Consider the following 23648-nt stretch of genomic DNA (forward strand, 5'->3'; position numbering starts at 1 on the left):
AGAAAACATTGAAACTACGAACGGTTATTCTCCTCAAGTTGAATTAAATCTTCTTTTATTAATTGACTTAAAAAGGCGATGACTTGTTCCTCACAATCAGATTGTGTCACATTATATTGGGCCACTAACGTAGCAATTAATTTCCTTACTGAAATCGGCTCTTTAATTTGTTCCCATATTTCACCACCTATTTCACCTAGATTATAATACTTACCATTATGAATACTTAACATCACTTTTTCTCCATCCATGTCACTAACGATATGACCTGTTCCTTGATTAACTAATTGATCCATTGATATGAATTGATTTTTAATCATTTATTTTCTCTCCTTTTTTATAGTAGTTAAAATTAAGTCTGTTAAATCATGAGCCGTAAAACAAGATGTTGGTCGACGTAACTGGTAAAGATCAATTTTACTAGCAATTCTTGCCGTAGTAGTAAAGTGCCACTGCATTAAACCTGAACGTTCAATAAAAAAATTACGGTATGTATGATTGAACAGCATATGAAGTCTTTCTAACTTTTTTATAGAGTGCATTTCAATCTCATTATTGTCCGTTTTAATTAATTCGAATACACCAGCAAGAGGATAAGCTTCAGTAGCAAACTGAGATGCTACCGGAACAGCAAACTTGGTTTCCCGGTCAAAGATTGGACGGTAACAATTTGATTCCAATCCAAATTGAGTTAAACTTTCCAACCACAATTTTTGTTGCGGATACCCTGGTGTTACAACTGGAATATTCTCCTCAGTAAAAGTTATGGGTATGACATCATCACTTAGGAGCTGATATCCTCTTTTTAAAAAGGCAGAAGCAAGTGTTGATTTTCCTGCACCGGATTCACCTACTATTGCATAGGCCTTTCCATCAATAGCTATAGCACTTCCATGTAACGGAAGGACTTTTCTTTGCATTAATAATGCTCCCATGCATGTACCAAGGATATACAGGCGGCTTAAATCTTCACTGGAGTCTTTTATAGGAGAAACAGTAATTTTTTTGCCATCTTGAATTAAGTAAATAGCTAAATCAGGAACTTTAAACATACATAGGTTTTCTTTTACAATAAAATATGTGTTTGATTTATATATTTCAGACCATAATTTTGTTAAATCATCCTTTTTAATTATGATTTCACCCAGTTCTACTGGTATACTTATTTGAGGCAGCTCAGGTAGGGGGATTTCACTTATTATATTTAATCCAAATGCCTTATAAGCAATCCTTTTTGTAGTATCTATCATTTGACTGTACCTTTGTGTATAAATAGTTTTTTCATAATAGCTATCCTCCTGCACTTTTTTCCATAACATGGTGATCACCTGATAAAACATGTATTTAAGTTCATTATAAAGAACAAAAACACAAAAAATATTTTATATAATAGCGAAAATAGCTGTTTAGTTTAAATATAAAGTATTCTTTATAAAGAACATTGTCTAGAATAAAATTATCACCTTTTCTTTGTAGTGTCAATCACTTAAAATTATTATCTAGGCAATATCCAACTAACTGTTTATCTGCTTATTTTACCTATTTCATTAAAACATAAAAAAACAAAAATTTAATTCCTCACTCTAATTTTCTTACAATAAAAACCCCATATACACATTTAATGTATAAGGGGTATTCAAGTTTCCAAGCTTTAGAGTATTGAAAAAGAAGAAGTTGATATAAAAAACAAATTTTATATTTGCTACTAATTTCTTATTCTTCTTCTTAACTCGTAAAACGTCTCCAGGCACCAGGGTTATCTTTATCAACATCTTTACCAGGTACATACGCTTCATCCGTATAAGGACCATAGACTGTAGAAGCCATTGTCATTGTAACATCTAGTGTTTCCAATACAGGTTTTTGCCATGCTTTTTTCATGATTTCACCTCCTCTCAATTAAATTTTTTTATAAAACGATATACGATTAAACTGCGCATCATAATCTTATAATAAGGATTAATTGCATACTTTGCATGAGTGTCTTCATGAATGTTAGACATCGCTTCCTCTATTCCTTGGCCATCTAGAAATTCAAGAACTCTTTGATCTTTACTAAGTTGACGTAGCTCATCCGTAAATTCACTCCAATGCGGCATCATACGATGAACCCAATCTGCCCCTTGAACACCGCGAATTCGTTGATTTAATCTGACTGTATCAGGTAAAAGATTTTCTGTTGATCTTCGGATGAGTGCACGATCCATTCCATTTTGAACATACTGCTCCTCTGGTAAAGAGAGGCAAAAGCGAATCACTCGAAGATCATTGGTTGGATCACGTTTCCATAATCCATAACGCAAAGATAGTTTAGTTGCAAGTGTATTACTTGCATTCCAATGAAAAACATCTTCAAAATGTCTTCTTCTTTGTTCATATATATTCGTTGTGGAAAACCATCCTGTTTCATCCATACCATATTTTTGGAGTTTGCTAAAAACGCTGGTTCTTTTTGCGAATTCTGGATTTATTAGCATAGGAAACTCATACGAATCACCTAACGGAAAGAGTCGGTCAATCAAAGGAAACGCTATCCTTGCAATAACTGGGATCCTTCGTAATCTATTTCCACCGGCTTTTTGGCTGTATTGGTGAAGTTCACTAGCTAAGCGAACCCATTTTAATTTTTTTAAAAGGAGAGCATAATAATCGATAGCTGAACCCCAGGATATGCTCAAATTCCCTCTACCGCCATTTAGTAATACTCCTACCTCTTCCTCGCCAGCCTTCTCAAACATCCCCTTTAGCCAGAAAGAGTTTTCAAAAAATTTATAAGGCATTTCCATAGTGTCGAGAAAATCGTCAATTTCAGAAAAGGAATCCCTTCCCTCAAAATCTAGATAATGAGCTTTAATACCACCTATATATTGTACAGTTGATTGAATAAAAGGCGTCTCATTCGTCATTAAGTGTTTAGGCGTAAAATCTTTGAAATCATTAGGAGGGACATAACTAAATGTATATAGTTGCTTATCTGTCCCTTGAAGACCTTTTGCAGCAAAACTAACAATTGAACCTGAGTCTAAACCTCCACTCAACTGAGCTCCAACTTGACGATAAGTGCGCAAGCGTGAAGTAACTGCTTCTTGAAACACTTCTTGAAATGCTTCTACATACTCTTCAGTAGATTTCAATTTTAACGTTTTCACGGAAGTTAATGTACAATACTGCTTAAGCTTGATTGTTTCTCCTATTACCGTAATACTATGTGAAGGAGGCACCTGTGCTATATTTTTATAAGGAGTTATTGATGCATCTACTACATCAATCATTCCAGAAATCGCTAAAAATTCTGCAAGCCACTGTTCATTTAGCTTCTTTTCTACATAGGGTAGTGACAATAATGGTTCTATTGTAGTGCAGAAAGCAAATCTATTTGTATTACGATAAAAATAAAGGGTTCTACTTCCTGAAAAGTCTCTCGCACCAAAAAGCATCTGCTTTCTCTCATCCCAGATTACGAAAGCAAAATCACCTACCAAATGCTGGGGAGATTCCTCTCCCCACTTGTGATAGGCAAGTAAAATCAATTGACTATCTGTCATCGTTTTTCTTTCAATGCGTTTAACCTGCAGTTTTTCAAATAATTCATTTCGATTGTCAATAATGGCATCAGCCGTAATTGCTAGCTGCCTTTCATAATCACAATATGGCTGCTGTTCTCCAGCTGACTCCGGTGTAATCCATTGTGCGTGGCAACCAAGGAAAATATTTTCTTTATGTGATATTTGAATATCATCGGCAGGGTATTTTTGTAGAGCTTTCATAATCCTGCTAACATGCTCTGCAGGTACAGGTTCATTATTAGATTGATAGATGCCAGCGATTGCACTCATGGTTTTCTCCCTTTCACATATGTATCATGATAGACCTGTATTCTTTTTAAAGAACACCTATTCAAAACAATGTTTTTATAGCTTAACCCGACTTAGTTTAACTTTATAAATTAAGAAGTTGATTTATCTACGCGGCTCATTTGTTCTTTATAAAGAACATCCTAAGTAAATTATATCCTATCTATAACAGATGTCAATGACCCAGAAGAAAATTTCAATGATTTTTCTATATAATCTTTTTAGTTAACGTATACTTATTATTTATTTACAATTGTTTCCATTTAGTCCAAGCAGTAAGATAAAATTTTGAATTTAATATTATAAGGAAAGGATAAAGATTAGCATTTCTATTTATGATGCAAACTTCTTTACTATTCTTATTAAAGCTATAACAATTAATGGGGGGGCTTTTATTGGCTTATAAGATACAAATCAGTAGTAGTTTAAAGAAGGATTTACCAAGTTTAGATATTGGGGAATTCGGATTATGTACGGATACAGGTGAATTATTTATTGGTTCTGATTCTGGCAATATCCAAATAGCAAATAAAAATGAAATTGGCTTTTTGTCAAACTTAACAACTACTGATAAAGAAAATTTAGTTAATGCAATTAATGAAATAGAAACAAAGCTTATTAACAATCACGGAGCTAATAGTTTAGATGAGTTGAGTGATGTAGATATATCTACATCATCACCTAAAAATGGAGATGTGCTCAAATATGAAGCTGGCATTTGGAAACCTGCAACAAATTTATCAGTTTCAACGTTATCATCTCCTTATGTAATTGAACTCAATAGATGGAATATTAAAAACGATGGAACTTCTTCTGAGACTACTACCCAAGGTATCAATGATGCAATTATTTGGGCTAAGTCTCAAGGCGTTAATCATGTAATATTACCTAGTGGTTTTTATAAGCTAAAGCTAAAACCATGGGTATGGCAAGATGCTGCTTCATTGTCCTTTACATGTATCAATATGGTAAATGACATACACTTTGAAATGGCAGATGGTTGTATACTGGAATTAGAAGGTAATGGGTCCCCAGGCTACAGCATTTTTCAAGTTAAAGATGTCAAAAACGTAAAGATTTCTGGCGGTAAGATAATTGGAGATCGAAAAACACATTATTACGAAATTGGTGTAAAATTTGTTCGAGGTGGAATAAATCCTGATGGATCATTAAATGATAATCCTAATTTCATAAGAAGTGAAATAATGGATAGATTTAAGCATCCAGGACTTTTAAACAATTTTAGACTATGGAAAATCGACGGGATAGATGTATCTAAAGGCTATAGCTTTTATCAATACAGGGACACAATTTCTAGTAACACATTAGTTGGTTTTAGAAATAATGGACAATTTGCTCCATCAGCACCAACAGGCAGAGGGTGGATCTTACAGCCTAACATTGAAGCAAACAACAAAATGATTTTCACTATTGATATTACTAATAACCCATTAACAGATAATCAAATTGCGGCTATTACTGCGAAAGTTGATAACGAGAGATATACACATGAATGGGGACAAGGAATTGAAATAGCAGGTTCAAACCATATAGAAATTAAAAATATAGAGATATGCGATTGTACTGGTGATGCTATTTCAACAGGATGGTTAAAGTACCGGACTAACTCAACTGATTACACACAGAATGAAATGGGACACCATATTTGGATTCATGACTGTGATATACATCACTGTAGAAGACAAGGTATTACTCTTGCTTCAGCAAATGATGTTTGTGTTTATAATAATAAGATTCACCATATAGGTAAAGCAGATGATAATGTTACATCAGACTTTCGCAATGGAATTCCTCCTATGTTTGCAATAGATATTGAGTCTATGGTAGGTGAAAGCAACATACCATATAAACAGCCTTACTATAATAAAGATGGTCTAGAGCTGAACTTTAGGTTATACATTTTTAACAATCATATTCACGATAATGAAAGAGGCCACTTTGTGAACGCAGATGGTAACCATGTAACTGTAGAAAATAATGTTTTCGAAGGTTGGAATGTTGGAGGAGTTAGTTCTTATCCTACAAACATGTATATAAAGTATTTAAATAATACTTTTATTAATACAGAATTTATTGTATCTGGTGACAATTATGTAAATGGCTTAGTTGGTCAACAGTCTAATCTTAGATTAATGGACGTTAGAGGTTCTGTTATTCAAGACGTACGTTTAAATAATGGCATTTTTTATGGAAATGCCAACTATGGTTATTTTGGTACGCCTACAGTTGATGTTTCAACGAGTTCTTTTATTATCAATAATCATGGTATGGGAAATACGGCTAAAATTTGTTTTGAACAATGGGTAGGAAAAGTTCCTAGCAATATTAGTGTCGACAAAATATACTATGTTGTAAATCGTACTACTAATTCTTTTCAAGTATCTGAAACTGAGGATGGCCCTCCTGTCAGCTTTTATGATTCCGGCGAGTGGGGATTTAATGTTAGTCGATTTAATTATGGAAGGTGCTATATTAATAATGTTGTTATTGAAAGAGACTGGAATATTGGTGGAACAACCCCCGGCTTTGCAGTAACTGCAGCAGGTAGCATTATTCAGAATGTCACAGTTAAAAATCATAGTGTAAGTATTAATGGAAACGGATCTAATATTTATGTAGGCAGACCGTTAACAGTTGACGGTTTAACTATCATAGACGGCAGTGCGAATATTAAAGATTGTAATGTATTAAATAGTCAATTCATCAGAAACAGAAACAAGTCAATTAGTCCTGACTTAAAATTTGGTGATTCAGCTTTCCCAGAAACAAAAGTTAATATTAAAAACAGCCTATTTAAAAATATCGATGCAACTTTAATAAATTCTACTGTAGATAATTGTTCATTTTTTAACGTAAAGCTCAGTAAAACTGATAACAACACCCAAACAATTTTGAACCATTGCTATTTAGAAAATTCTATAGTTGATGGGTACTGGCTAGAACTAAAAAAAGGATATTTAATTACAAGATGTACCCTTCTTAATACAATTATGACTGTAAATAAAAATCCTGGAACAACCTTGTTATTAGAAAACATTGATATCACTAATTCCACAGCTGACCTTAATGCGCCTAGGGTAACTGTTAACCCTAATGGCGGAATATATAATACAGATAAAACGGTAACATTAGTAGCAAATGAAGATGCAATTATTTACTATACCTTAGACGGAACGCTTCCAACTACATCTAGTATTCAATATTCTACGCCCCTTAAACTTTCAAATCCCACTACCCTAAAAGTTATTGCAGTAGATACTGCTGGTAATCAAAGTAAAGTTAAATCAATCCAGTTTAATATAGATAAAACTCCTCCAACCAATGTTACAAATTTAACTGCTACACCGTTTAATGATAAAGTTGACTTATCCTGGATAGCTAGTGCTTCAAACGATGTATTAAATTATGAAATATATAACGGGGATACACTTACAGGGTCCATTAATAGTACTACTTACACTGTTACTGGTCTTCTAGCTTCAACTCAGTATTCATTTACTGTTAAAACGGTAGACAAAGCAGGAAATAAATCATCCGGTATTTCTATCACAGTTACTACTTCACAAGATACCACGCCGCCAGAAGAGGTTTCAAATTTATTAGCAAGTAGTATCACTTCAGATTCGGTTGGATTAACTTGGACTCGAAGCTTGTCATCTGATGTGGCAAGTTACGAAATATACCAAGACTCTGTCTTATTAAATGAAAATGTTACAACTACGAATTATAGTGTAACTGGATTAAAAGCAAATATACAATATAAGTTGACTGTAAAATCAAAAGATATAAACGGGAATGTTTCTGATGGTATTAGTGTTACAGTAAAGACTTCAGCCGTATCAGCTAACTACGTAACAAATGGCCTTATTTTATATAAAGATAATCCTTCCAACAATTTGATTATTGAAAATCCGAACAGCTATTTTATGGCGAATGACACATTTACCGTTTCCTTTACTGCAAAAGCACCTAAATTTGGTGACTTAATTAGCAGATATGAATTGGGTGGATCTCAAAATAAAATATTGTTAGAACGCAATGGAAATAATGCTTTTGGGTTTTCTATATGGGGAAATACCGCTAACGCAACCGTTACCTCTCCTCAGTATGCAGATGAATCTTTGTATTATCACATTGCTGTAATAAGAACCGGCACAGCATTGTTAATGTATATCAATAATGTTAAAGTCTCGGAATCAGGAATAGCTAATAACGTTTATACTAAACCTTCCTCCCTCCCGCTCATTATAGGCGATAAAGCAGTACCAGTTTTATTTAAAAATGTAGCATATTATAATAGAATATTAACTCCTGAAGAATTAACCCTTAACTTTAATGCGCTTAAGTAATATGATTACATTTTTAATTTCCCTAAAATAATAATTCAAAAAGACTAGAATACCTTTAATAATTAAATCATTCTAGTCTTTTTATATTTCTGCAATTATTTCTTTACTCTTTTCTTTTTTAATTTTGCCACTTTTTCTACAAACCATTATGCGAATATAATCTAAACTTGAAGTTTTATTACTTTTCTTGATTTTAGTATATTCCTCATTTTTCATTTACAATAATGAGTACTCTTTTATCTATCTTATTGCTTTTATTTATTACATACTATATACTGATGAAATTATTATTACCGCTAAAACCAGCATTTAACTTTTATAAGTAACTTTTTTATTTATTTTAAATCGTTCTAATATCGTCCCCATTATGTTTTTAATTATATTAAATAAATATTTAAACTCCTCTGTTTTGTAAAAAACTAATATATATATCGTATTGATAGTTATTAAACAGATAATCCCCTTTAAAACTAATGTTACGAAAGTGTCGGGTTCTATAAGACTCCACACTAAATTTGTCGTAAAATAGGTTCCTGTAGCTATAATTGTAAAGTGAAAATATTTTGCGAAATACATTATTATGGGTTTATTAAACACTTTTTTATAGACTAAATAAGGTGTTACCCAAAAAGGCACGACTAGGGCACTAATAAGAGTTCCGATAAAAACACCTGCAATGCCTATGTGCCGAACCAAAATAATTGAAATAACTAGATTAACAGCCGCCTGAAATAAAGGAGCAAACCTGTCTTCATGAAAAATTCCTGAAGTTGTTTTCACTGTAGAAATTGAATTTCTCATGCCTCTTTCATAAAAAATAATAATTAGTATTACTACTACACCTTTACTCATTAAAAATTTGGATCCTATCCAAATAGCAATAAACGGTTCTAACATGATTAGTAGCAATATACCCAGAGTTGAATATAGCCAAAAGCTCAGTAACATAGTTACTTTATAGATGCTATAAACCTTCTCTTTAGTTTCTTGTGCTATTAAATTTCCAACGCTGTGGTAAATATTACTAAAAACTTGATTTACAAAAGTCCTGCAAATTTCTATTAGCATATTATAATTAGAATACAACCCAACTGCTGTGACACTTACAAATGTAGATATAATAATATTATCAGTACCAAACACAAGATAGGTTCCAATATTCTGCAAGACAATAGCCTTTATATTTTTAATAATGTTGCTTCTAGTTTCGCTGTCTAATTTCCTGGTTACTTTATTTTTCAAAAATGGATACATTCTATTTACAATAATAGCTAAAACAGCAGATGTAACTATTGTTATAAAACAATCTGCAACTAAGTATAAAATAAAGTTTTTTGTATAATATAATATACCTATTTTAAGACAAACAGATGCAATCGAAGATATAGAGTAGATTCCTGTTATCATATATGTTTTTTGACATACGCTTAAAAAGTTGTTTTTGTGTAAGTACAAGTATGGTAAAACAGTATTAATTAAAAAGATTAGATAGATTAAATGAATGTTTTCTACACTAGTATCCTTAGTAAAAAGTTCAAGAAATGGCATGATCGATAAGCCCACCAGTAATACAATTAAGGCAATCACCATATATGCTTTCTTATATAAGTTCATTAGAACATTTATTTTTTCCTGATCATTTTCTGCTACTGGTTTATAAAGGCTATAAACAATACTTGAGCCTACACCCGCTTCAGCTAATGCTAACATTGCTAATATACTAGTGAATAGCCCACTGATTCCTAAGTATTCGACCCCTAAATATGTTATAAATACCGTTCTTGAAATAAAGCTTAATGATGTAATAATAATTTGATTCCCTAAACCCGTTGCTATGTTAATAATTGAATGTTTAGTTCTCATTTGCTCTCCTTTAGGTCACATGTATAAGAAATATAAAATTTATACTCTCCTGTATATTTAACAACCTATTTAATAAAAGCTATTTCATCTTTTTAGCTGTTCATGCATTTTATTCTGACTGATACGTGATACATTTTCTTTTATAGTATAATTACTTTCTTATATATTAGCTTTAGTATCATTAAATTTTTAGGGATTTTTTCTAGGTTACGTTTCCTGTTACAGAATTCGTTACTATGATCCCATAAATTCCATGTAATAACTATTGAATTTTTATTATTAGTTACTTCTGATATAATTAAAGCTCTAGCACCGCTAAATACACTTGAGGTGCTGGAAGGACATTGTATATGAGAGTAAACAAATATTATTCCCGTCTTAATTAACCAATTATCACCAAGTTTCATTCCTGTTTCAATAAGATTTTCTATTCGAATTTTACTTCTTTGTAATAGATATAGCATTTATCATTCTTATGCAAAATCCTTGCGTAAATGGCAGTATATTGAATAACATTGCATACACCCCTATATCTTTTGTATCTCCTTGAGAAAAATCAACTTCTCCAGTTCTTCTTGTAACGCTCATCAGATAATTTATGGCTTTGGTAGTGCTGTCTAGACATTCTTTTGAAATCCCATCAATTTTTGAAGCATTAATTAAAAACCAGCCTAAGGTAGCGGTAGTAGAAGAATCCGCTCTAGATTCATTTCTAGTGACAGTCCAGTTCCAGCTTCCGTTATCCTGCTGAAAGCTCATAGCAGCTTTAGCGAAGTTTTTCACACTTTCTTCTAGTATCGATTTATGTCTACTATCGGTTGGCAGTTCGGCCCATGAATCTATAAGACCGATAGCATACCAGCCAAGACCTCTTCCCCAACCGTATAATCCTAAGGGTATTTTATTATCTACCTTATAAGCATGACACGGGATAGAGTATATTTCTAACATGCCATATCGTTCGTACTCTTTAATTTGTTTTACTGCTAATTCTATGCATTCACCTTTATTATATTTTGTTCCATAAGCAATTAAAAAAGGACATATGAAACCTATCGTATCTACATATCTGTAGCTCGGCATAGATTTCCTATATTCAACTGTGCCTTCTTCGCCTATATGCTCTTTTATCATTTCCCATGTATAATCCAATGCTTTTCTGTACGTATCAGTTTCTATAAAGTCCAATTTCATGACAGCATAAGCCAATATTGCCCCATCTACATGTACAGGCTTCTTTATCCATTGACCTGCACTATCAAACTTTTTGTTTAAAAACTTTACTATCTCATTTTCAGCTTTGTGATCTTCAATACTTTTTAAATATTCTGATAAACCTAATAATATTGATGCCTCTTGCCAGTGCTGTATAGCACTTTTAGTATAATTTCCTTTTAACATATCTAATACAATTAAGCGTGTATTATCGGTTACCTTTATCTTTGGGGTATCATTTAACCAACTAACTGCTTTCTCAGTAATTAATTTATTCCAGATGTTTTTATTGTCATATCTCCCTATGTGAATCCGCCCCAACCAGTCTTTAAATATAGGAATAATATCTATTAGTATAACTATTACTATTAGAGTAATTAATAAAAAAACACTTGTTTGAATAATCATTTCTATGTCCTTTCCTATCCTGCATTAAACAATTTATATAACTTTTCTATTTCAGACTCAGTTCCCAGCTTTTCTTTTGACAAATTGTTTGTTAATTTTCCTCTTAAATGATCATCATCAAGCAATCTTTTGATTCCCTCAGCAATTGATGATGATGTCATATCTACAATTAATCCAGTTTCCTGATCTTTAATTTGATCTTTAACTGTAGTAAAGTTAGTTACTACGATTGGTTTATTAAGTATCTTTGCTTCATCAATAGCTATAGATTTACCTTCAAACCTTGATGTTTGTGCATATATATCGGCTTGTTTTATGTAGGGATATGGGTTTTCTTTAAGACCTAACAGTATAAAGTTCTCTTCAAGCCTATTGGCTTTAATTAGCTTTTCTAGCTTAGTTCTTTCCTCCCCTTCTCCAATTACATGCCACTTTATTTTATAACCGCTATCAATTAAATTCTTACATGCTTCTATCGCCAACTCAAACCCTTTTTGGTGATGTAACCTGCCTAATGAAACTAAATTTACTCCACGGTATTTTATGTTCAAATGATTCGATGACATTTTATTTATTACTTTCGGTGAAACAATATTATACATCACTTCAACTTTGTCTTTATATACAGGAAATCGTTGTTTTAAAACACTAGCACATTCTTCAGATACTGTAACAATGTTGTCCAGTTTATCGAAATATTTTTGATCAATTTCAGGGTCCATTCCAAGTTTGTCGTAATCATTATGAATAAATCCTATTTTCTTTTTTGCATTTACTTTGTCTACACAAAAGTAAATGGGGGTTTTTTCTAGGTAACCAATTGCAACATCATACTTCTTATTTATACTTTTTAAAGAATTACATATATATTTCCAGACTCTTTGTTCACACCTAGCTCTGTTTTGTTCAGTTTTAAATATGAAACCAGCTTTTAACCTTGATAAAGCTATGTCAAGTCTGCCTTTCTTAATACAACTTATTATTGCTCTTTTTATAGGCATGTCATAATATTTATATTCATAAGGCTCTTTTAATAAATTTACTTGTTTAGGTATTTTCGAAAAAAATAAACCTTCATGTTTAAATAAAAATAAGTCCACATTAAACTTAGAGTAATCTATGGTTTCTAATAAAGAAATAAGAGCCTTTTCGGCACCCCCACAGCTTAAATTATTCATTACAAATAATAGATTTTTTTTCATTAATAGTCACCCTCTATAATATTTCATACAACTTATTTATTTCTTCTTCTGTACCTAATTCTTCTTTAGATAAATTACTTATTATGGTTTTTTTGAGTTCAAAATCTTTTATAAGTTGTTCAATTCCTTCAGAAATAGCTATTGAATTCATATCTACTATTAGTCCATTGACACCGTCTGTTATTTGGTCTCTAGCTGTGCTGAAATTAGTAACAATAATAGGTTTTTGAAGGATCTTAGCTTCATCTATAGCTATAGATTTACCTTCAAACCTTGATGTTTGTGCATATATATCGGCTTGTTTTATGTAGGGATATGGGTTAGATTTTAATCCTAACAATATAACATGATTTTCTAGCTTATTTATTTTAATTAACTTTGTAAGATTCTCTCTCTCTTCGCCATCACCTATAATATTCCATTTTATATTAAAACCTTTATCTACTAATTTTCTACATGCTTTAATAGCCAACTCAAATCCTTTTTGATAGTGTAGCCTTCCTATAGACAAAATGACAACCTCATTACATTTTTTATCATAAACACCCATTTTAACTTGTTTAGCCATCTTATTTATCAATTTTGGTGAAACGATATTGTACATGATTTTTACTTTATTGCGTTCACTAGGGAAACGACTTTTCAGAATATTACCACATTCTTCTGAGACGGTAATAATATTATCGAGCTTTCTAAAATATCGTATATCAAATTTTGGATCCATACCTAATTTGTCATAATCAATATGAACCCAACCTATTTTTTTAAAAGCGTCTACCTTGTCTATACAAAAGTAGGTAGATGTTTTCTCTAAAAAACCTATAGCTGCATCATATTTTTTATCAATTTTTTCTAAAGATTCAGAAATATACTTCCAGCCATATTGTTCTTTTTGAGAAATGTTTTTATTATTTTTATTTATTAATGCAAACATGATCCTATTAAATAGTAAAGATATTTTACCTTTTAGTAGAAGCTTCTTTATTGATTGATAAAATGGTAAAGAAAACAGATGATAAGATTCAGGTAAGCAAAGAACTTTTACCTCTTTTGGTATATAATCCATAAAAATCCCATTGTGATTCAATAAAAATAGATCCACATTATATGAATTATAATCAATTTGAGACAGTAAATTTACTAAACTTTTTTCTCCCCCGCCGGCAGATAAGCTTGGTATTACAAATAATAGATTTTTTTTCATTTTACACCTCAAATTATCTATTTAATTTACTTAAATAATCTACTGCTTTATACGACATTTTTTTAATTCTTGGTACTGATTGCTGTAAATGTTTTTTTATTATCTCTTCTTCTTCCACCATTTGATCAAAATTAGCTTTTAACTTGACACTATCCGAAATATCATCGATTCCTAAAACTAATTTTTCTTCTCCGAAGAGATCTTTAGCGATTCCTTTCGACTTTACACTATACCCCAATACCATAGTAGGAACATAAGAAGAGTAAGCTGCTATTGTTGCATGTGTTCTTGCTCCAATAAAAAATTTCATTCTTGCTATATAGCCTTTATATTGTATTGCGTTTAAATTCTCTGGCAATAATAGAACTCTTCCTGTATTTTTAAATTCCTCATAATAATTTTTTAGAACTTCATAGTCATTATTTCCTTCTTGAATGACATGGGGAGTCAAAGCAATTGTTAGCTCTGTAGTATTTAGTATGTGATTAATAAGATCTCGTACCGCTGCCCGGGACTCTTTATTTCTATTCCAAACAAGCGGACTAAAATTTAACCCTATAGTCTTTCCTTCTTTCCAGCCTTTAGGCAACTCCAACTCTTCTTTTTCCATTGTAAATGCAGGATCTGCACATAATTTAACATTAGTAAGTCCTTGATTTTTTAACATATTATAAGTAAGAGTTTCCCGTGCTAGTATTAAATCAAATAATTTTAAATCTTCGAGTTTTTTTGGTGATATGTCTTCTTCACCAATAGAACATCCCCATAAAACCAATTTCTTTCCCTGTGCCTTTATTCTTCTATCTATCTCATACCAGCCGGGTTGCTCTCCATAACAGTAGTTATCTCCGCCAATAGACAAAAATACATCTATATCTTTTATATGCTTAATTATGTTATGTTCAATTTTACCTAAAGCATAAGACTCGTCATTGAAAAACTTCACTTTAATTGACGACAATAACCAATCAAGCGAATACTTTTTTATATTTTCCTTTGAAGCATCATAGATACCATCTAAATTAACTAATATCTTATCTGTTTCAGGCTTCCCAGATGCTAAATATATTTTTGTTCCTTTTATTTTTTCTTTTATTATATCGTTAGAAGACCTGACAATAGCTTCACACCCTCTATTAAGACTGCCATCATGGGCAAACATCATAACCTTCATTAAAAATACCTCCAAATATTATTTATTCCGTACTCTGCTGTACGCCGTAGCAAAATATAGTCCTAAAGTTGATTCTCTTTTTATCATATTAATGATAAATTTTTCATAGTTTCCTATTGTATTGTAATTTTCGTTACAATAAATCGCTAACGCTTCTTTAACGCATTTATTACTTATCATTTCCTTTATATATCTGTATCTCATTTTAAAACTTAATTCTTTACCTGGATCAAAATATACATGTATGTATGACATTACGCTTCTTATAAGCTTTAATGATTTGAACTTTTGTATTTTAACTTTATTAATGTTACCTATTAAGCTTGTAGGTAATTCTAATCTATAGACCTCCAAAGCTCTTTGAAAATAGTCCTTTTCCACTACATTTCTAGTAGCACTTCCTTTAACCTCTCTGTAATGATATCCCGTATAATCTATATATATCATAGTATCGATAGACCCTATAAAGCTTATATTAAACATCCCGTCTTCACCAAGTGAAACATTTTCAGGAAATCTTATAAGGTTTTCTTTTAACATTTTATTCCTATATAGTTTATTACAGGCAGTATTTAAGTCATCGGCCTTAAGAAAATAAGGCAATATTTCTCCCTTTATATAACTTTCATCTAGAATGCTACCAATTGGAAAAGAATATTTAGTGATTAACTTATGCCCTTCTATCTCACTTTCAAAGTTTGATAAAATAAGATCACAATTGTATTGTTTTGTATAGTTATATAATGTTTCATACATGTCTTTTTCTATATAATCATCTGCATCCACAAATCCTACATATTCCCCTAAAGCTATTGCTAAGCCATTATTTCGTGCAATACTGACCCCCTGATTCTCTTGATTAATTAATTTTACCCTATTGTCTTTTTTTCTGTAGTTCTCTATAATTTGGAAACTATTATCTTTTGAACCATCATTTACGAAAATAAATTCGCATTGTTTAAGCGTCTGGTTTAAGAGTGACTCAATGCATTCAGTAATATATTTTTCTGCATTGTATACAGGTATAACAACACTTACTTTTACATTCATCATTAAATCACTCCTTTTATAGAATCTTTCTTTGTACCTAAAAAGCTATGATTATTATTTATATCCATTATTTTGTATAGCTTTTCTAATTCATTACTGTTGTTGAAGTCTGTAGTCTCACAGTTATTAGATAAGGTGTTTCTCAATTGAAGGTTCTTATATAATCTTTCTATTCCTTGTGCTATTCCTTCAATAGATAATGCACAAATATATCCATTAAATCCATCTTTAACTTGACTTGAAGCAGTTGGATAGTTAGTTATCATAATAGGCTTTGTAAGTATTTGAGCTTCTCCTACAGTAACGGCCTTTCCCTCATACCTAGACGGTTGAACGTATAAATCAGCCTCTTTTATAAATGGATACGGATTTATTTGTTTACCTAGCAGAATAAAACTATCTTCTAAGCCATTCTTAGATATTAATTCTTTGATCATAGCTTCGTCTCCACCATATCCAACTACATACCAAGAAATATTACTGTACCCTTTATCTCTTAATAGCTTTAACGCTTTAACAGCGTTATCAATTCCTTTTGCATGCGATAATCTTGCTACTGTTACAATTTTAAACCGGTTATCCCTGATCATTGGGTTTTCCAGTTCTTCATTTGCCATTTTTTTAATAAAACCAGGAGAGGTAATATTTTCTATAACTAAAACTTTATTCTCTAATTCACTGTATTTTTTTAAAAACGAAGTCTTGCATGCTTCTGAAACTGCAATTATATGATCGAATTGCTGCCACATTTTCAAATCCATCTTTTTATCCGGTTCAATTGTAGAGTAGTCTGTATGAATCCAAGCAATTTTTTTCTTAGCTTTTACCTTTCCAGCGATAAAGTAATGAGGCCATAGATAACTAATTGCTACGTCATACTCTTTTTCCACTTTAGGAAGAAAAGGTAATGCATATTTCCACATGAGTTGCATTTGATAGTAACCGGGTTCTGCGATTCCTTTCAGTCTTCCTTTGAGATCAGCATTTATCTTAGAAAAAACTCTTGATATTCCAATGGAATAGTGCCTATCCTTTATCGTTTCACCTATAGATTTTCTGAACGTTGTATATTGAGGAACTTCCGTCAATAGGCTAGCTTTATTTGGAAGTAAATTCAGAAAATCCCCTTGATGTTTGTGTAATATCAAATCAACTGTATAATTTTTGTAATCAAAATTTTCAAGCATGCTGATTAGACTTCTTTCGACTCCTCCAACTTCCATATCAAAAGAGGCTATTAATATATTATTCATCTTACCCCCCTATGTTCTAGAAACTATCTTTCTAATTCTGGCAATATTATCTCCACCTATTACTTTAGCAGTTAAAACTTTGAGGTTACTTTTTAATCTGGCTTTAGGCGGCAACCAACTTTTATAAAAGTGGTGCATAGCATATGTGTCTTTCGTAATTTGTTTCCTGCAATTTATATAATCATAAGGAGAAAAATATGTTTGAGGATAAAAAGTTCCTATACCATAGATTTCTTGATATTCTCCGTTCTTTTTCAGTCCGATATTTTCTAAAATCTTGGTTACGATTGCTACATTAGTTGATTGATCAAATCTTCCATCCTTTTTGATGAAGCTTTTCTCTTGATATGAATCCAAAAATACCTTTATTATTTTATTTTCTTTAGCTGCTCCAATTGTACTCGTAGCTATAAAATTCTCTTGTTCAAATCCCCAAAATGAGTCATGATGTAGTAGATTATCGAAAGATTTGAAAACTTCAACATCAGTATCTAAGTAAATTCCTCCACGATTATACAAAGCATGTACCCTAGCGTAATCACTAACAAAAGCAAATTTTTTAGAGTCATACGCCTCTCTCACATACGAATTACAATTTATATCGAAGTTCTTTTCATTCCACTCTATTATTTTGTAGTCTGGTAAATGTTTTCTCCAGGTATCTATACACCTTTTTACTATATCTGGTTTTTCTTTCCCTCCAAACCAGCAGTAATGAATAATTTTTGGAACTTTAATAGTCTTACTCATCCTTTATGCCTCTTTTCAAAAAATATTAATTGCTGGTATATTCTATTTTTTATCTTCTGCTTTCTCATTCTGCCATTTTATAAACTCAATAATGACTTTATATTCTCGAAGCTGTTCTTTTCGAATCCCAGATTTTTTTAATTCGTTAACAAAATGAAGCCATTCACTCTCTAAAAAATGTGAAGGTTCATGTTTGATTTCGATAAGTGTATGTAAATCTATATTTAAAACAGCCGCAATTCTTTCGACTACTTGTATAGAAGGATTATCATTTAAATTACGTTCGATATTACTTAAATAGGACTTGGACATATTAGCTCTTTCGGCTAGTTCAGATAATGTAAGTCCCTTTTTTTTGCGGATTTTATGAATTTTTTCTCCAATCATTCATCAATACCTCATATTTTCTAATATTGGACGATCCCTTCCTTATTTAAGACTCTACTTAACGCTTTTTTAAGACAGTTAATGACTCTATTTTGGTCATCTTCCGTCATATTTGAACCTGATGGAAGACAGATGCCTGTTTGAAATAATAGCTGGGCTACATCATCATTTTCACTATGCGGATAGTAACGTACTCCTTGGAAAAGAGGCTGCATATGAAGCGGCTTCCATACGGGACGCGCTTCAATGTTTTGATCAGTGAACGCTTGTACTAACTGTGCTGCAGAGATTCCCGCTTCTTTTTCATTAATAGTTAAAACGGTAAGCCAGCGATTTGTTTTTGTGTTTGATAGCTCTGGCATGAATGTAATACCTGTTAAGCCTGCCAACTCTTGATAATAACGTTCAAAAACCTGTCTTCTTGCTTCTACTCGGGTCTCTAATACTTGCAATTGCGCTCTTCCAACTCCGGCCAGAATATTACTCATTCGATAATTGTATCCAAGCTGGCTGTGCTGATAGTGAGGTGCTGAATCACGTGCTTGAGTTGCTAAAAAGCGAGCTTGTTGTAAAGCAGCCACATCATTCGAAACAAGCATTCCTCCACCGGATGTCGTAATAATTTTATTTCCATTAAAAGAATACACGCCGAACTTGCCAAAAGTACCGCTTGCTTTTCCTTTATAGGTAGACCCAAGTGATTCAGCTGCGTCTTCAATGACGGGGATATTATATTGATTACATAGCGAAAGAATCTCGTCCATTTTTGCGCTTTGCCCATATAAATTTACAACGATGACGGCTTTCGGAAGTGCTCCCTCTATAGAGGCATCCTGTAATGCTCTTTTTAATGCTTGTGGTGACATATTCCAGGTTTCTGGCTCTGAATCAATGAATATCGGATCAGCTCCTTGGTAGATAATAGGATTCGCACTAGCTATAAAGGTAAGCGTTGAACAAAATACAGTGTCTCCTTTTGTTACGCCTAATAAAGAAAGAGCCAAATGAATCGCTGCGGTTCCTGAACTTACTGCAACAGCTTCACTGACTCCTACATAAGAGGCAATCTCTTTTTCAAAACCATCTACATTGGGCCCTAGAGGGGCAATCCAATTACTTTCAAATGCTTCATGTATATATCCTTGCTCATCTCCACTCATATGAGGCGGAGAAAGATATATTCTCGATTTGGTCATTAAAGTCATCACCTTTTCTACTATATTTTCTTTAATCCTTATGAATGATTCTTGTTGGACACCCCACCGCTTTACAATGAGAAGAAATATGCTGAATAACAGTCGAGCCAGCTCCAATCACTGACCACTGACCAATTTTCATTCCCGGAATAATGGTGGCGGATGCCCCTATATGTACACCTTCACCGACCGAAACATTGCCAGTTAGTGTAGCATTAGGTGAGATATGGGCATAGTTTGCAATTTTATTTTCATGCTCAACAATGACTCCTGTGTTAATAATACAATGCTCCCCAATTTCAGCATCTGCATTAATCACCGCATTCGGCATTACAACCGTTCCATTTCTGATAATAGCTGTTGAACTTATAACTGCTGTTGGATGGATAACTGATAAATACTGGTCTGTTCGTAAATTTAATGTTTCGGCTAACCTTTTTCTTACTATGTTGCTGCCAATCGCAATGACAACTTTTACGTCTTTATCAACCAGCGCATTTAAAGAAGAAAAAGGAGCGTAGACTATTGCATTTTTTTCTTTCCGTTCTTCATATCTATCATCTAAAATAGCGATAATTTCGTGATCATGCAAAGAAGAGATCATTTCTTGAATGACCTTGCTATGTCCGCCATTGCCCAATACGATAACTTTCACGTCATATCACATCTTTCGTTCCCTTAAATTTTTCTATCGTTATATGGCCTTGCTGAGTAACCCCCTCTTTTTTCACAACTTTAAAAACCGTGAAAAGTAAAATTTTAAAATCAAGAAACATACTTTGATTTCTTACATACCATGTATCCAGTTTGAATTTTTCTTCCCATGCAATTGCATTTCTGCCATTCACTTGAGCCCATCCTGTAATTCCCGGTCTGACATTATGCCTAAGCATTTGCTCTTCCGTATAAAGAGATAAATACTCCATTAACAATGGTCTCGGCCCAACTAAGCTCATGTCCCCTTTTACTACATTGATAAGCTGCGGAAGTTCGTCTAAGCTGTACTTTCTAAGAAACTTTCCAGTGCCTGTTAGGCGTACTTGATCCGATAGCAAGTTGCCTTGCTTGTCCTCTAAATTAGCCATTGTCCGAAATTTATAAAGGTAAAATGGCTTGCCATCTTTTCCGGGCCGTTGCTGCTTAAACAAAACGGGAGCGCCCATTTTTAACCGGACAAGTATGGCAGTAAACAACATAACTGGAGAGAATAACGTTAATAAAGCCAATGAAGTGACTAAATCCATTACTCGTTTCATCATGCATACCCTCTATTTCTTTTTTACTATTATCTTCTTATTTATCTAATTTGAAGAGTAAATAGTTAATATAGTTTGCTTAATATCATTTACGATATCTGTTGGTTTAATATCGATAGATTGATTTCCTTTTTCATAAATACTGATTAAAATTTCCTGCAATTGTTTTTCAGTAAGGATATTAGATATATTCATCGAAATGTCTCCTTAATTAGACACTAAAAAATCCGCTGCAGAGGTAAGCACCGGAAAGTTATGTTCGATTAAGTTGTCCTGTTCTTCCTCATATCCATTTGGGTTATTCTTCTGCCATCTCCAGGTGTCCTCGCACATTTCATGGATTCCTTTAGCTGCAACCCAGCCAAGTTCATTTTTTGCTTTTGAAGCATCCGCAAAGCAAATAGCGGAATCCCCCGGACGACGGTTCGTAATAGTATAGGAGACTTTTTTTCCAGAAGCTATTTCAAATGCTTTAAGCATCTCTAGCACACTATAACCTTTGCCTGTTCCGAGATTATAAGCATTCACACCTTTTGAAAATTGCACTTTCTCTAAAGCTTTCAAATGCCCTTTTGCCAGGTCAACAACATGGATGTAGTCTCTAACTCCTGTTCCGTCTTTTGTTGAATAATCACTTCCAAATACGTTCAAGCTCTGTAACTTGCCGACTGCTACTTGTGAAATGTACGGCATTAAGTTGTTTGGAATTCCATTCGGATCTTCTCCAATCAATCCGCTTTCATGAGCACCAATCGGATTAAAATATCTTAAAAGAGCAATACTCCAGGTCTGATCTGAAATATATAAATCTCTTAAAATCTCTTCAATCATCTGCTTTGTACGTCCATATGGATTCACTGCTCCTATTGGTGCGTCTTCAGAGATAGGAACTTGATTTGTCGATCCGTATACGGTTGCCGATGAACTGAATACAAGGTTTTTTACTCCGTATTTTTTCATCAATTCACAAAGTATAAACGTACCCGTAAGATTATTGTGATAATACCAAAGAGGAATGGATACAGACTCACCTACAGCTTTGAGTCCTGCAAAGTGAATGACTGCCTCAATTTTATTTTCGGAAAATACTCCTTCAAGTTCTTTTTGATTCAGTAAATCTACATTATAAATTTTGAATAACTTTCCCGTTATTTCAGATACGCGCTTTAATGATTCTAGTTTGCTGTTGGAAAAGTTATCTACAACAATGATTTCATGTCCTTCATTTAATAGTTCTACGCACGTATGACTCCCGATATAGCCTGCGCCTCCTGTAACAAGAATTGCCATTCATTCATTCCTCCAATGTCTAAAAAATAAAAGGAACTAACTCTAGCCTCTAACCAAGTTAGTTCTTCATAGTTAAAAGCTTGATTATTTTATTTCCATATCAAGTAATCACTTTTGTAAAATATCCCCAAACTAATTACATTCTCGTAATAGTAATAGATAAAGTAAAGAAGCAAGATGGCATAATAAATAACCTTTTCATCTTTTTCTCGAAATAGCTTTACAATCCATGAAATCACTATCAATTGATATAAACTAAAATAGATAGAAAACCTCGCAAAGATCCAATTTTGAGTTGAAATCAGCATGAAAACACAACCGATTAAGGCCATATTTACAATAGCATCACTGTTAGGAAATATTCTTCTTAATTTGTCTCTTCCTAAAAAAGCAACTAGTAAAGGCCCTGCATTTACTGCTACTCTCAGAATATTAGCTCCACCTTCGTTGACATTCTGATATTCACTATATTGCGTATCCTGAATAGCCGAAAATAATAGTGATGAAAATTGATTAAACCCTAAAACAATTATAACGGCTAAAGCCACGAGAGCAATTGTAGCTTTAGACCATGCCTTACTTCTAACGACAAAATAAATTGGGATTAATATAAGTGCACTTTGATGAAAAAAGGATGCAAAAATAATAACTAAGAAATATCTTTTCCAGTCTCCTTCCATTAGAAACTTTGTCGCTGTGAAGATAATGGCTGCTGCTAAAGTTTGTCTAACCCCATTCATTGTTACCAAAAATAAACCACCTGTTATATATATATATATACTCAACTCTAGCATTCGTGAATACCTATATAAAACAAACACAATAAGAACATTAGTTATTAAAGCGGTGGTAAAAATCAATATCTGTGGATCTTTTGACAGCTTCTGTAATAACATTTGGAGAATTCCAAAACCTATATCTTTCCCTTCTTTAACAAAATCCCAGGTATAATCATTTATTTCATAAGAGTGCATATAAAAGAATGTATCCCCTATATTGTTCCGAAGTCCAGATATTAAAATTAAAGATAATAATGCGCCGAAAGTGAGAAATTTGTTAGGCTTTATAGAAACTGTTGAAACATTTGCAATAACAGTATTCGCAAAATACCTTCCAAAAAAAGAAAATATAAATACTAAGGAAAGGTTAATCCAAAGGAACGTCATATCATGTACC

20 protein-coding genes are annotated in these 23648 nt (G+C 32.6%); 1 reads left to right on the top strand and 19 read right to left on the bottom strand.

Annotated features, from left to right (window positions below; all coding sequences use genetic code 11):
• Positions 1–14: 14 nt before the first annotated feature.
• The 4 genes from POF52_RS11060 to POF52_RS11075 all read right to left on the bottom strand — a co-directional run bounded on the left by POF52_RS11060 (position 15) and on the right by POF52_RS11075 (position 3836).
• Positions 15–320, bottom strand: a complete 306-nt coding sequence (locus POF52_RS11060; protein WP_271992617.1) for a lasso peptide biosynthesis PqqD family chaperone — start codon at positions 318–320, stop codon at positions 15–17.
• The gene (locus POF52_RS11065) at positions 321–1250 is read right to left on the bottom strand and encodes an HPr kinase/phosphorylase (RefSeq protein WP_271993106.1); all 930 of its coding nucleotides are present in this window, start codon (positions 1248–1250) and stop codon (positions 321–323) included.
• A gap of 475 nt (positions 1251–1725) precedes the next feature.
• Positions 1726–1881 carry a paeninodin family lasso peptide gene (locus tag POF52_RS11070; RefSeq protein WP_271992619.1) on the bottom strand — a complete coding sequence of 52 codons (156 nt, stop codon included), beginning with the start codon at positions 1879–1881 and terminating at the stop codon, positions 1726–1728.
• Between the two features lie 14 nt (positions 1882–1895).
• On the bottom strand, positions 1896–3836 hold the full coding sequence (locus POF52_RS11075) for a lasso peptide isopeptide bond-forming cyclase (protein ID WP_271992621.1): 1941 nt from the start codon (positions 3834–3836) through the stop codon (positions 1896–1898).
• A gap of 413 nt (positions 3837–4249) precedes the next feature.
• On the opposite strand from POF52_RS11075, the gene POF52_RS11080 reads away from it, so the two are divergent.
• The gene (locus tag POF52_RS11080; RefSeq protein ID WP_271992623.1) at positions 4250–8224 is read left to right on the top strand and encodes a chitobiase/beta-hexosaminidase C-terminal domain-containing protein; all 3975 of its coding nucleotides are present in this window, start codon (positions 4250–4252) and stop codon (positions 8222–8224) included.
• 309 nt (positions 8225–8533) lie between these two features.
• Here POF52_RS11080 and POF52_RS11085 read toward each other — a convergent pair whose 3' ends face one another.
• The 15 genes from POF52_RS11085 to POF52_RS11155 all read right to left on the bottom strand — a co-directional run bounded on the left by POF52_RS11085 (position 8534) and on the right by POF52_RS11155 (position 23638).
• Positions 8534–10087 (bottom strand): lipopolysaccharide biosynthesis protein, encoded by a 1554-nt coding sequence (locus tag POF52_RS11085; RefSeq protein ID WP_271992625.1) that lies wholly within the window; start codon positions 10085–10087, stop codon positions 8534–8536.
• A gap of 438 nt (positions 10088–10525) precedes the next feature.
• The gene (locus POF52_RS11090) at positions 10526–11710 is read right to left on the bottom strand and encodes a glycoside hydrolase family 88 protein (RefSeq protein ID WP_271992627.1); all 1185 of its coding nucleotides are present in this window, start codon (positions 11708–11710) and stop codon (positions 10526–10528) included.
• A gap of 14 nt (positions 11711–11724) precedes the next feature.
• The gene (locus tag POF52_RS11095) at positions 11725–12912 is read right to left on the bottom strand and encodes a glycosyltransferase (protein ID WP_271992629.1); all 1188 of its coding nucleotides are present in this window, start codon (positions 12910–12912) and stop codon (positions 11725–11727) included.
• Positions 12913–12925: 13 nt separating this feature from the next.
• A complete protein-coding gene (locus POF52_RS11100) occupies positions 12926–14116 on the bottom strand; it encodes a glycosyltransferase (protein ID WP_271992631.1) in 1191 nt (396 codons plus the stop codon).
• A gap of 13 nt (positions 14117–14129) precedes the next feature.
• Complete coding sequence (locus POF52_RS11105) at positions 14130–15290, bottom strand: polysaccharide pyruvyl transferase family protein (protein ID WP_271992632.1); 1161 nt, start codon at positions 15288–15290, stop codon at positions 14130–14132.
• An 18-nt stretch (positions 15291–15308) separates the two neighbouring features.
• Positions 15309–16340 carry a glycosyltransferase gene (locus tag POF52_RS11110; protein ID WP_334314406.1) on the bottom strand — a complete coding sequence of 344 codons (1032 nt, stop codon included), beginning with the start codon at positions 16338–16340 and terminating at the stop codon, positions 15309–15311.
• 2 nt (positions 16341–16342) lie between these two features.
• On the bottom strand, positions 16343–17593 hold the full coding sequence (locus POF52_RS11115) for a glycosyltransferase (protein ID WP_271992636.1): 1251 nt from the start codon (positions 17591–17593) through the stop codon (positions 16343–16345).
• A 9-nt stretch (positions 17594–17602) separates the two neighbouring features.
• Complete coding sequence (locus POF52_RS11120) at positions 17603–18343, bottom strand: glycosyltransferase (RefSeq protein ID WP_271992638.1); 741 nt, start codon at positions 18341–18343, stop codon at positions 17603–17605.
• 42 nt (positions 18344–18385) lie between these two features.
• On the bottom strand, positions 18386–18730 hold the full coding sequence (locus POF52_RS11125) for a helix-turn-helix domain-containing protein (protein ID WP_098979908.1): 345 nt from the start codon (positions 18728–18730) through the stop codon (positions 18386–18388).
• Positions 18731–18750: 20 nt separating this feature from the next.
• A complete protein-coding gene (locus tag POF52_RS11130; protein WP_271992641.1) occupies positions 18751–19935 on the bottom strand; it encodes a DegT/DnrJ/EryC1/StrS family aminotransferase in 1185 nt (394 codons plus the stop codon).
• A 22-nt stretch (positions 19936–19957) separates the two neighbouring features.
• A complete protein-coding gene (locus POF52_RS11135) occupies positions 19958–20581 on the bottom strand; it encodes an acetyltransferase (RefSeq protein ID WP_271992643.1) in 624 nt (207 codons plus the stop codon).
• Between the two features lies 1 nt (position 20582).
• Positions 20583–21182, bottom strand: a complete 600-nt coding sequence (locus tag POF52_RS11140; RefSeq protein WP_271993108.1) for a sugar transferase — start codon at positions 21180–21182, stop codon at positions 20583–20585.
• A gap of 45 nt (positions 21183–21227) precedes the next feature.
• Positions 21228–21377, bottom strand: coding sequence for a hypothetical protein (locus tag POF52_RS11145; RefSeq protein WP_164798022.1), 150 nt, complete (start codon positions 21375–21377; stop codon positions 21228–21230).
• 12 nt (positions 21378–21389) lie between these two features.
• Positions 21390–22472 carry a UDP-glucose 4-epimerase GalE gene (galE, locus tag POF52_RS11150; RefSeq protein ID WP_271992647.1) on the bottom strand — a complete coding sequence of 361 codons (1083 nt, stop codon included), beginning with the start codon at positions 22470–22472 and terminating at the stop codon, positions 21390–21392.
• An 89-nt stretch (positions 22473–22561) separates the two neighbouring features.
• Positions 22562–23638 (bottom strand): EpsG family protein, encoded by a 1077-nt coding sequence (locus POF52_RS11155; RefSeq protein WP_271992649.1) that lies wholly within the window; start codon positions 23636–23638, stop codon positions 22562–22564.
• Positions 23639–23648: the final 10 nt, after the last annotated feature.

Origin of the sequence: Priestia sp. AB (genome assembly GCF_028369225.1) — a bacterium.
Lineage (GTDB): Bacteria > Bacillota > Bacilli > Bacillales > Bacillaceae_H > Priestia > Priestia megaterium.

Coding starts and splice junctions, on each gene's coding strand:
- POF52_RS11085 (WP_271992625.1), bottom strand. CDS start 10,087: ATGAGAACTAAACATTCAATTATTAACATAGCAACGGGTTTAGGGAAT.
- POF52_RS11070 (WP_271992619.1), bottom strand. CDS start 1,881: ATGAAAAAAGCATGGCAAAAACCTGTATTGGAAACACTAGATGTTACA.
- POF52_RS11155 (WP_271992649.1), bottom strand. CDS start 23,638: ATGACGTTCCTTTGGATTAACCTTTCCTTAGTATTTATATTTTCTTTT.
- POF52_RS11095 (WP_271992629.1), bottom strand. CDS start 12,912: ATGAAAAAAAATCTATTATTTGTAATGAATAATTTAAGCTGTGGGGGT.
- POF52_RS11105 (WP_271992632.1), bottom strand. CDS start 15,290: ATGAAGGTTATGATGTTTGCCCATGATGGCAGTCTTAATAGAGGGTGT.
- POF52_RS11115 (WP_271992636.1), bottom strand. CDS start 17,593: ATGAATAATATATTAATAGCCTCTTTTGATATGGAAGTTGGAGGAGTC.
- POF52_RS11100 (WP_271992631.1), bottom strand. CDS start 14,116: ATGAAAAAAAATCTATTATTTGTAATACCAAGCTTATCTGCCGGCGGG.
- POF52_RS11145 (WP_164798022.1), bottom strand. CDS start 21,377: ATGAATATATCTAATATCCTTACTGAAAAACAATTGCAGGAAATTTTA.
- POF52_RS11060 (WP_271992617.1), bottom strand. CDS start 320: ATGATTAAAAATCAATTCATATCAATGGATCAATTAGTTAATCAAGGA.
- POF52_RS11075 (WP_271992621.1), bottom strand. CDS start 3,836: ATGAGTGCAATCGCTGGCATCTATCAATCTAATAATGAACCTGTACCT.
- POF52_RS11120 (WP_271992638.1), bottom strand. CDS start 18,343: ATGAGTAAGACTATTAAAGTTCCAAAAATTATTCATTACTGCTGGTTT.
- POF52_RS11065 (WP_271993106.1), bottom strand. CDS start 1,250: ATGATAGATACTACAAAAAGGATTGCTTATAAGGCATTTGGATTAAAT.
- POF52_RS11110 (WP_334314406.1), bottom strand. CDS start 16,340: ATGAATGTAAAAGTAAGTGTTGTTATACCTGTATACAATGCAGAAAAA.
- POF52_RS11090 (WP_271992627.1), bottom strand. CDS start 11,710: ATGATTATTCAAACAAGTGTTTTTTTATTAATTACTCTAATAGTAATA.
- POF52_RS11125 (WP_098979908.1), bottom strand. CDS start 18,730: ATGATTGGAGAAAAAATTCATAAAATCCGCAAAAAAAAGGGACTTACA.
- POF52_RS11140 (WP_271993108.1), bottom strand. CDS start 21,182: ATGAAACGAGTAATGGATTTAGTCACTTCATTGGCTTTATTAACGTTA.
- galE (WP_271992647.1), bottom strand. CDS start 22,472: ATGGCAATTCTTGTTACAGGAGGCGCAGGCTATATCGGGAGTCATACG.
- POF52_RS11130 (WP_271992641.1), bottom strand. CDS start 19,935: ATGACTTTAATGACCAAATCGAGAATATATCTTTCTCCGCCTCATATG.